This window comes from Streptomyces sp. 8L (assembly GCF_020176795.1).
Classification (GTDB): Bacteria; Actinomycetota; Actinomycetes; order Streptomycetales; family Streptomycetaceae; genus Streptomyces.
Genome location: NZ_JAIUKE010000449.1, coordinates 1 through 9,925, shown reverse-complemented (window position 1 = coordinate 9,925; position 9,925 = coordinate 1). Strand labels below are relative to the sequence as shown.

The 9,925-nt window shown below is 70.8% G+C and carries 8 protein-coding genes; 6 read left to right on the top strand and 2 right to left on the bottom strand.

Annotated features, from left to right (window positions below):
* Positions 1-81 precede the first annotated feature (81 nt).
* Complete coding sequence (locus LCE31_RS30655) at positions 82-1,359, bottom strand: extracellular solute-binding protein (RefSeq protein ID WP_225020086.1); 1,278 nt, start codon at positions 1,357-1,359, stop codon at positions 82-84.
* Positions 1,360-1,662: 303 nt separating this feature from the next.
* On the opposite strand from LCE31_RS30655, the gene LCE31_RS30650 reads away from it, so the two are divergent.
* From LCE31_RS30650 to LCE31_RS30635, 4 genes are all read left to right on the top strand, one after another.
* Entirely contained in the window at positions 1,663-2,436 is a 774-nt protein-coding gene (locus LCE31_RS30650; RefSeq protein WP_225020093.1) for a GntR family transcriptional regulator, read from the top strand.
* 168 nt (positions 2,437-2,604) lie between these two features.
* Positions 2,605-2,904 (top strand): DUF3311 domain-containing protein, encoded by a 300-nt coding sequence (locus LCE31_RS30645; protein WP_225020084.1) that lies wholly within the window; start codon positions 2,605-2,607, stop codon positions 2,902-2,904.
* Positions 2,901-4,526, top strand: coding sequence for a monocarboxylate uptake permease MctP (gene mctP / locus LCE31_RS30640; RefSeq protein WP_225020082.1), 1,626 nt, complete (start codon positions 2,901-2,903; stop codon positions 4,524-4,526). The genes LCE31_RS30645 and mctP overlap by 4 nt, the downstream gene beginning before the upstream one ends.
* Positions 4,527-4,649: 123 nt before the next feature.
* Positions 4,650-5,144, top strand: a complete 495-nt coding sequence (locus tag LCE31_RS30635) for a GNAT family N-acetyltransferase (protein WP_225020080.1) — start codon at positions 4,650-4,652, stop codon at positions 5,142-5,144.
* A gap of 143 nt (positions 5,145-5,287) precedes the next feature.
* On the opposite strand, the gene LCE31_RS30630 is transcribed toward LCE31_RS30635, so the two are convergent.
* Positions 5,288-5,875, bottom strand: a complete 588-nt coding sequence (locus LCE31_RS30630) for a Uma2 family endonuclease (RefSeq protein ID WP_225020078.1) — start codon at positions 5,873-5,875, stop codon at positions 5,288-5,290.
* A gap of 374 nt (positions 5,876-6,249) precedes the next feature.
* Here LCE31_RS30630 and LCE31_RS30625 point away from each other — a divergent pair, with 374 nt between their 5' ends.
* Complete coding sequence (locus LCE31_RS30625) at positions 6,250-8,718, top strand: ribonucleoside-diphosphate reductase subunit alpha (RefSeq protein WP_374118597.1); 2,469 nt, start codon at positions 6,250-6,252, stop codon at positions 8,716-8,718.
* Positions 8,719-8,843: 125 nt separating this feature from the next.
* The gene (locus tag LCE31_RS30620; RefSeq protein ID WP_225020088.1) at positions 8,844-9,800 is read left to right on the top strand and encodes a ribonucleotide-diphosphate reductase subunit beta; all 957 of its coding nucleotides are present in this window, start codon (positions 8,844-8,846) and stop codon (positions 9,798-9,800) included.
* The last annotated feature ends 125 nt before the right edge of the window (positions 9,801-9,925 follow it).

Below are 9,925 nucleotides of genomic sequence, written 5' to 3'. Positions count from 1 at the left end.
CGGAGGGGTGCGGGCGGCCTCCCGTCCTGGGGCCTGCCGGGCTCGTGTGCCCCGGGCAGGTCCTGACGGGAGAACCTGGACCTACTTCTGGCTGAGCCGCTTGTCCATCTCGGTGTCCGCCTTCTGCGCGGCGGCCGACGGGGACTGGCCCTGGAGCACGCCGGTCATGAAGAGCGTCGTGATCGGGTTGGGCGCGTTCTCGACGCTGCCCCACTCGGGGATGAGCGGCGTGGTACCGCCGTTGGCCGCCGCGGCGGCGGAGACGGTGCCGAAGTCGTTGCCCGCGAGGTTGGAGTTGAGCGCCGCCTTGTTCGGAACGACACCGCCCTCCTTCGCCAGCGCGCCCTCGAACTGGTCCGACATGGCCAGCTTGAGGAAGTTCATCGCGCCCTTGGGGTTCTTGGTCCCCTGCGAGATGGCGAGGTTCGAACCGCCGAGGAAGACCGCGGAGGTCTTCGCGGCCGTCTTGCCCGGCAGCGGGAAGTAGCCGATCTGGTCCTTCAGCTTCGGGTTCTTGGTGAGCGCCCCCGCGCCCTCCCAGCCGAGGCCGATGAACGCGCCGACGTCACCCTTGGCGAACACGTCGGACTGCTGCGGCGTCGCCTCGTCCTTGTCCTTGGGCGCCGTGCCGTAGGAGTTGAGCTTCTTGTACAGGTTGATGGCCTGCGCCGCCTGCGGCGTGTCCAGGTTGGCCTTGTACGTGTCGCCACTCTTCTTGACGAGGTCGGCGCCCGCGTCGAGCAGCATGCCGTCGAACGCGTACCAGTCCTGGCCGGGCAGGTACAGCGCGTCCTTGGTGCCCTTGGCCTGGATCTTGCCGAGGTCCTGGAAGAGCTCGTCCTGCGTCTTCGGCAGCGTCGTGATGCCCGCGCCCGACCAGATCTTCTTGTTGTAGACGACGACACGGCTGGCCGCGTACCACGGCACCGCGATCTGCTTGCCGTCGTAGACCGAGGACTTGGCCATGGCGGGCAGCCAACTGGAGGCGCCGAGCGCCGCCTTGTCACTGCTCAGGTCCTTCAGGCCGCCGGTCTGCGCGTAGTACGGGGTCTGCGTGTTGCCGACCTCGATGACGTCGGGCGGCGTGTCCTCCGACAGCGCGGTGGTCAGCTTCTGCTGGATGCCGTCCCACGGCTGCACCGCGATCTTGACCTTCTTGCCGGGGTACTTCTTCTCGTACGCCGCGGTGATCTGCTTCGTCCAGTTGGGAGGGTTGGAACCGCTCATCAACCACACCGTGATGGTATTTCCGGCGTCCGCACCGCTCGCCTTGTTGTCACCGCCGCCGGAGCCGCCGCACGCGGCGACACCGATCATCATCCCCGCGACACCGATCGCCCCTATGAGCTTCCGCTTCACGCCACCCTCCTCAGGGATTCCCGCTACCCCCCGCCCACCGCGAAGACTGACGACACGTACTGCTCGGGCCGGGACGTGGTCTTTAATGGTTTAGACCAGTACGGGGAGCTTGGCCTAGACCTTTAGGGGTGTCAAGGGTGTATAAGAAGGGCAGTCGCGTCCGTTATCGGACCGACACCTCAGGGAGGCGGGCGTAGTCCCGACCACGGCGCCGTGTCCCAGCACCGGACCGTGCCACCATGTGAGCCGCGACAGACGGAGGAGCCGGTGACGGCAGGAGCACAGGAGTCGGGAAGGCAGGTCATGGCGGACGGGGGAACCGGCTCCACCGAGACAGAGGGTAGCGGCGCGGCCGTCACCCGGACCGCCCGGGTACCAAAGTACTACCGCCTGAAGAGGCATCTGCTGGACATGACGCGGACGATGCCGCCCGGCACGCCCGTACCGCCGGAGCGCACGCTCGCCGCGGAGTTCGACACCTCCCGCACCACGGTGCGCCAGGCACTCCAGGAACTGGTGGTGGAGGGCAGGCTCGAACGCATCCAGGGCAAGGGGACGTTCGTCGCGAAACCCAAGGTCTCGCAGGCCCTCCAGCTCACCTCGTACACCGAGGACATGCGGGCGCAGGGCCTCGAACCGACCTCGCAGCTGCTGGACATCGGGTACGTGACGGCCGACGACTCCCTCGCCGGGCTGCTGGAGATCACGGCGGGCGGTCGGGTGCTGCGCATCGAACGGCTCCGCCTCGCGAGCGGCGAGCCGATGGCGATCGAGACCACGCACCTGTCCGCGAAGCGCTTCCCCGCGCTGCGCCGCTCACTGGTCAAGTACACGTCGTTGTACACCGCGTTGGCCGAGGTCTACGGCGTGCACCTGGCGCAGGCCGAGGAGACCATCGAGACCTCGCTCGCCACCCCGCGCGAGGCGGGCCTGCTCGGCACGGACGTCGGGCTGCCGATGCTGATGCTGTCGCGCCACTCGGTGGACCAGTCGGGTGAGGCCGTGGAGTGGGTGCGGTCGGTCTACCGGGGCGACCGCTACAAGTTCGTGGCGACGCTCCAGCGGCCCGCGGACTGAAAGAGACCGCCGAACCGGACCCCCGGCGGGCCACGCCGGGGTTGTCCGATGATCGACTTGATACCACCGTTGTCGTTCCGATACGCGGACGGGGGGTGACGCGGCGCTTATGCCGCGCTTAGATTTGCCCCCGCACAACCAGGTGATCAAGCGAGGGGGACGCAGCCCATGCCCGATGTTCCGCAGCAGCCCGACACCCCGGCGGGCGGTGAACGGCCGCCTGTCGTCACGCCGTTGCGGGTCATCATCGGCGTGTGCCTGGTGATCCCCTTCGTGGCGATGCTCTGGGTGGGCTCCTACGCACGGGTCGACCCGACGTTCATCGGCATCCCGTTCTTCTACTGGTACCAGCTGCTGTGGGTGCTCATCACCACGGCGCTCACGATGCTCGCGTACAAGCTCTGGCAGTACGACCAGCGTTCCCGTGCGGCCTCCCGCGCCGGGCGCGAAGGAGGTGCCGCGCGATGAACGGCGGCGGCGGTGTCAACGGCGTCGCGCTCGGCGTCTTCATCTTCTTCTTCCTCGCGGTGACCGTACTGGGCTTCCTCGCGGCACGCTGGCGCAAGGCGGCCAACGAGCACAGCCTTGAGGAATGGGGCCTGGGCGGACGGTCGTTCGGCACCTGGGTGACCTGGTTCCTGCTGGGCGGCGACCTGTACACGGCGTACACGTTCGTCGCCGTGCCCGCGGCGATCTACGCGGCCGGCGCGGCCGGCTTCTTCGCCGTCCCGTACACGATCCTGGTGTACCCGCTGGTCTTCACGTTCCTGCCGCGCCTGTGGTCGGTCTCGCACCGGCACGGATACGTCACGCCGTCGGACTTCGTACGCGGCCGGTTCGGCTCGAAGGGCCTCTCGCTCGCGGTCGCCGTCACCGGCATCCTGGCGACGATGCCGTACATCGCGCTCCAGCTCGTCGGCATCCAGGCCGTGCTGGACGTGATGGGCGTCGGCGGCGGGCCCGACACCAACTGGTTCGTCAAGGACCTGCCGCTGTTCATCGCGTTCCTGGTGCTCGCCGCCTACACGTACGTGTCCGGCCTGCGCGCGCCCGCGCTGATCGCGTTCGTCAAGGACGGCCTGATCTACATCGTGATCCTGGTCGCGATCATCTACATCCCGATCAGGCTGGGCGGGTTCGACGACATCTTCGCCAAGGCGGCCCACGCGTTCTCGCAGATCAGCCCGGCGACCGGAAAACCCAAGGGCGCGCTGGCGCCGCCGGTCACCGGCCAGTGGGGATACGCGACGCTGGCGCTCGGCTCGGCGCTCGCGCTGTTCATGTACCCGCACTCCATCACGGCGACGCTCTCCAGCCGCAGCCGCGAGGTGATCCGCCGCAACACCACGATCCTGCCGCTGTACTCGCTGATGCTGGGCCTGCTGGCCATCCTCGGCTTCATGGCCATCGCGGCGGGTGTCAAGGTCACCAACGGGCAGCTCGCGATCCCGCAGCTGTTCGAGAACATGTTCCCGAGCTGGTTCGCGGGGGTGGCGTTCGCGGCGATCGGCATCGGCGCGCTGGTGCCCGCGGCGATCATGTCGATCGCGGCGGCGAACCTGTTCACCCGCAACATCTACCGGGACTTCTTCAAAGCGGACGCCACCCCGGCGCAGGAGGCCCGCGTCTCCAAGCTGGTCTCGCTGCTGGTGAAGGTCGGCGCGCTGGTCTTCGTGCTCGGCATGGACCAGACCGTGGCGATCAACTTCCAGCTGCTGGGCGGCATCTGGATTCTCCAGACCATGCCGGCCATCGTCAGCGGCCTGTTCACCCGCTGGTTCCACCGCTGGGCCCTGCTGGTGGGCTGGGCCGCGGGCATGGTCTACGGCACGCTGGCCGCCTACGGCGTGGCGAGCCCGACGCAGAAGCACTTCGGGGGCTCGTCGGCGGAGATCCCCGGCATCGGGCAGATCGGCTACATCGGCATGACGGCGTTCGTGCTGAACATCCTGGTCTCGGTCGTCCTGACCTTCGTCTTCCGGGCGTTCAAGGCGCCGGAGGGCGTGGACGAGACGGCGGCGGGCGACTACGTGGCGGACGCGGGCGACAAGGACGTCGCGGTGGAGCTGCCGCCGGCCCCGGTCAACTGACGCGCCACGCACAGCGGAAGGCACCGTCGCGGGCCGCCGGCTCCCTCACACGAGGGCCGGCGGCCCGCCGCCGTAGACGCGCCCCCCCTGCCCTTTGTCAGACCCCTCGCGCACACTGGGGACATGGACTTCACGATCAGACGGGCGGAGCCGGACGAGTACGCGCGGATCGACGCGCTGACGTCGGGGGCGTACATCGGAGACGGCCTGGTGCCGTCCGACAGCCCGTACATCGAGCAGCTGCGCTCGGCGGCGATACGGGCGCGGGAGGCGGAGGTGCTGGTCGCGGTGGACCCCGACGGCACGCTGCTGGGCGCGGTGACCCATGTGGGCAAGGGCGGCCCCTGGTCGGAGATCGCGCGGCCCGACGAGGCGGAGTTCCGCATGCTGGCGGTCGCGGGTGAGACCCGCGGGCGGGGCGTGGGCGAGGCGCTGGTCCGCGCCTGCCTGGCGCGGGCGCGCGAGGCGGGCCACCGGGGCGTGGCGCTGTCCACGCAGCCCGCGATGGCCGCGGCGCACCGGCTCTACGAGCGCCTGGGCTTCCGGCGCGATCCGTCCCGCGACTGGTCGCCCGAGCCCGAAGTGCCGCTGCTGGTCTACGCGCTGGCGTTCGCGTAGCACCGTCCGACCGGGCCCGCCCGGGGCCTGCGGCCCTGTCCCGGGCGGCGCGGCGGCCGCTGCACGCCGGGGCGGGGTGTGCCCTCACGCTCCCGGCCGGTCCCGGATCACCGGACGCCGCCGCGCCCCCGGCCGGGCGGGCTTCAGCGCACCCAGTCCTTCAGCGGCTCCGTGTCCAGCGTGATGCCGACCGGGTCGGGCAGCGTGACACTCTTGCCGAAAGGGACCACCCGCACGCTCTCGTACCGCACACCGTCCGGCTCACTGTGCACCCGCACCTCGCAGGTGTCACGGTCGATCAGCAGATAGACCGGGATGCCCGCCTGCGCGTAGGCACCGGGCTTCTCGACGCGGTCGCGCGCGTTGGTATCACCATCGTACGAGGTCACCTCAAGGGTCAGCAGCACCGCACCCTCCGGGTCGGCCCATTCGCCGCGCCCGAGGAGCGCACCGCTCTCGGCCAGCACGCCGTCCGGCCGCGCGCGTCCCCTTCGATACGTCTGCACCTGAAGCCCTTGCTCCGGATAAAGCCACAACTCGGGCCTGGACTGCAGGCAGATACGGGTCAGCCACTCGATGATCCGCCCGTGCTCCGGGTCCGGCACTACCTTGCTCCTGATCTGCCCGTCGATGAGTTCGAGCCGTACGTTGGTCATGCGGTCGACCAGCAACTCGGCGGCCTCCTCGAACTCCTCCGGAACGATCCAGCGCGCTTCGCTCGCAGCTGTCATGGGGGAGCACCTCCTCTGGTTGTGAACTTTATCCCAGGCGACCAGCCCCGCACGCCTAAATCACCACGCGGCACAACATCTAGTGGTCGTTGTTCAGCGTGCCCCCAGATGTATGCTCGTGCCGCTGCCGCCGCAGGGGAATCCGGTGTGAGTCCGGAACTGTCCCGCAACGGTGTACGCGGCGTGGCCCGGCACGCCCGCGCCAGTCCGAGTACCTGTCGGCAGCCGCCCCGGCGCGGTGCCGGGGCTGCCAGGACGTCCGGGCCCCGTGGGATGGGCCGGTGGACGCGGTCGCTCCGCCCTGCCCGGGCGGGGACCCTCGTCGCCGTGCCGCCGCCCCGTGGGGCCGGGCCTATGCGAGGGAGAGCCCCAGCGTGACCATCGCACCCGCGGAAGCGGACGTAGAAGCAGTCACGGAACCGGCCGCGGAGCCCGTCGAAGCCGCACTGCTGCGGAGCCTCAAGGATCTTTCCGCCGACCTGCCCGATGTGGAGCCGGGCCGGGTGGCCGCCGCCGCGCTGCGCGGGCGGAGCGCCGCCGCCGACACGGCCGAGCTGCGCGGCCTCGCGACCGAGGCCGCGGCCGGGCTGATCTCGGAGGACCCGGCGTACGGGCGGCTCGCGGCCCGGCTGCTGGCCCGCACCGTGGCGGAGGAGGCCGAGGGCGAGGGGGCGGTGTCGTTCTCCGCGTCGATCGCAGTCGGCCACCGCGAGGGGCTGATCGCCGACCGCACGGCCGCGTTCGTCGCCGCGCACCGCGCCGCGCTGGACGCGCTCGTGGACCCGGACGCGGACGACGGCTTCGAGTACTTCGGCCTGCGGACCGTGTACACGCGCTACGTGCTGCGCCACCCGACCACCCGCCGGGTGATCGAGACGCCCCAGCACGTCCTGCTGCGCGTCGCGGCCGGGCTCGCGCGGGACACCTCCGAGGCGGCGTTCGGTGAGGTCGCCGCCCTGTACCGGCTGATGTCGCGGCGGGAGTACCTGCCGTCGTCCCCGACGCTGTTCAACTCCGGCACCCGCCACCCGCAGATGTCCTCGTGCTACCTGCTGGACTCGCCGCTGGACGAGCTGGACTCGATCTACTCGCGCTACCACCAGGTCGCCCGGCTCTCGAAGCACTCCGGCGGGATCGGGCTCCCGTTCTCCCGGGTGCGCTCGCGCGGCTCGCTGATCCGGGGCACCAACGGGCTCTCCAACGGCATCGTCCCGTTCCTGCGGACCCTGGACGCGTCGGTCGCGGCCGTGAACCAGGGCGGCCGGCGCAAGGGCGCGGCGGCCGTCTACCTGGAGACCTGGCACGCCGACATCGAGGAGTTCCTCGAACTGCGCGACAACACGGGCGAGGAGGCCCGCCGCACCCACAACCTGAACCTCGCGCACTGGATTCCGGACGAGTTCATGCGGCGGGTGTCCGCCGACACCGACTGGTCGCTGTTCTCACCCGCCGACGTGCCGGAGCTGACCGACCTGTGGGGCGACGCCTTCGACGCCGCGTACCGGGCGGCCGAGCGCGCGGGCCTCGCCCGCAAGTCGCTGCCCGCGCGGGAGTTGTACGGACGGATGATGCGCACCCTCGCCCAGACCGGCAACGGCTGGATGACCTTCAAGGACACCGCGAACCGCACCGCCAACCAGACGGCGGAGCCGGGCCGGGTCATCCACTCCTCGAATCTGTGCACGGAGATCCTGGAGGTCACCGACGACTCCGAGACGGCGGTGTGCAACCTCGGGTCGGTCAACCTGGCCGCGTTCGTCACCCCGGGCCCCGGCGCGAGTGGCGCGGACGGTGACCCTTACGCGGGCGTGGACACCGCCCTGGACCCGTACCCGGGTGTGGACACGGCCCTGGACTGGGAGCGGCTCGACGCGAGCGTCCGTACCGCCGTGCGCTTCCTCGACCGGGTCGTGGACCGCAACTTCTACCCGACCGAGGAGGCCGGGCGCTCCAACTCCCGCTGGCGGCCCGTCGCCCTCGGCGTGATGGGCCTCCAGGACGTGTTCTTCGCACTGCGGCTGCCCTTCGACTCCCCCGCCGCCCGCGAGCTGTCCACCCGGATCGCCGAGCGGATCATGCTGAGCGCGTACGAGACGTCCTGCGACCTCGCCGCGGAGGACGGGCGGCTGCCCGCCTGGGGGGAGACCCGGGCCGCGCGCGGCGTCCTGCACCCGGACCACTACGGCACCACCCACCACTGGCCGGAGCGCTGGAAGGCGCTGCGCGAGCGCGTCGCCACCACCGGGATGCGCAACGCGCTGCTGCTCGCGATCGCCCCGACCGCGACCATCGCCTCGATCGCGGGCGCCTACGAGTGCATCGAGCCGCAGGTCTCCAACCTGTTCAAGCGCGAGACGCTGTCCGGCGAGTTCCTCCAGGTCAACCCGTACCTGGTGGCGGACCTGAAGCGGCTCGGGCTGTGGGACGAGCGGACCAGGGAGGAACTGCGCGAGGCGAACGGCTCGGTCGCGGGCCTCGACCGGGTGCCCGCCGAGCTGCGCGCTCTGTACCGCACCGCGTGGGAGCTGCCGCAGCGCGCGCTGATCGACCTGGCGGCGGCCCGTACGCCCTACCTGGACCAGGCGCAGTCGCTGAACCTCTTCCTGGAGACGCCGACCATCGGCAAGCTCAGCTCGATGTACGCGTACGCCTGGCAGCAGGGCCTGAAGACGACGTACTACCTGCGCTCCCGTCCCGCGACCCGCATCGCCCGGGCCGCCGCCGGCCGGGCCGCCAACGCGGCAGCCCCCTCCGTACCCCCGCAGGCCGCCGCGGCGCCCGCCGACGCGGACGCCGTCGCCTGCTCCCTCGAAAACCCCGAATCCTGCGAGGCCTGCCAGTGAACACCGCCGCCACTACCGACACCACCGACACCGCCACCACCGGTCGGGAAGCCCGGGAGACCTCCGCCGGGGGCGCCCGCGGGGGCAACCTGCTCGACCCCGGGTTCGAGCTGACGCTGCGGCCGATGCGCTACCCGGACTTCTACGAGCGCTACCGCGACGCGATCAGGAACACCTGGACGGTGGAGGAGGTCGACCTGCACTCCGACGTGGCGGACCTGGCGAAGCTGTCCCCCGCCGAGCAGCACATGATCGGCCGTCTCGTCGCGTTCTTCGCGACGGGCGACTCGATCGTCTCCAACAACCTCGTGCTGACCCTCTACAAGCACATCAACTCGCCCGAGGCGCGGCTCTACCTGTCCCGGCAGCTGTTCGAGGAGGCGGTGCACGTCCAGTTCTATCTGACCCTCCTGGACACGTACCTGCCCGATCCCGACGACCGCGCCGCCGCCTTCGCCGCCGTCGAGAACATCCCGTCCATCCGGGAGAAGGCCGCCTTCTGCTTCCGCTGGATGGACTCGGTGGACCAGCTCGACCGGCTGGACAGCGCCGCCGACCGGCGCCGCTTCCTGCTCAACCTGATCTGCTTCGCCGCGTGCATCGAGGGCCTGTTCTTCTACGGCGCCTTCGCCTACGTCTACTGGTTCCGCTCGCGCGGCCTGCTGCACGGCCTCGCGACCGGCACCAACTGGGTCTTCCGCGACGAGACGATGCACATGGGCTTCGCCTTCGACGTCGTCGACACCGTACGGCGCGAGGACCCTGAGCTCTTCGACGACGCCCTCGGCGAGGAGGTCACCGCGATGGTCAAGGAGGCGGTGGAGGCCGAGCTGCAGTTCGCGCGCGACCTGTGCGGCGAGGGCTTGCCCGGCATGAACACCGCGTCCATGCGGGAGTACCTCCAGTGCGTGGCCGACCAGCGGCTGACGCGGCTGGGCTTCGCGCCGGTGTACGGCTCGCAGAACCCGTTCTCGTACCTGGAGCTCCAGGGCGTGCAGGAGCTCACGAACTTCTTCGAGCGGCGCCCGTCCGCCTACCAGGTCGCGGTGGAGGGCACGGTCGGTTTCGACGACGAGTTCTGAGTCCGGCGGGCCGGGGGCCCCCCCCCCCCCCGCGCCCCCCCCCCCCCCCCGGGCCCCCCCCCGGGGCCCCGGGGGGGCCCCCGGCCCCCCCCGCGGGGGGGGGCCCCCCGCCGCCCCCCCCCGGG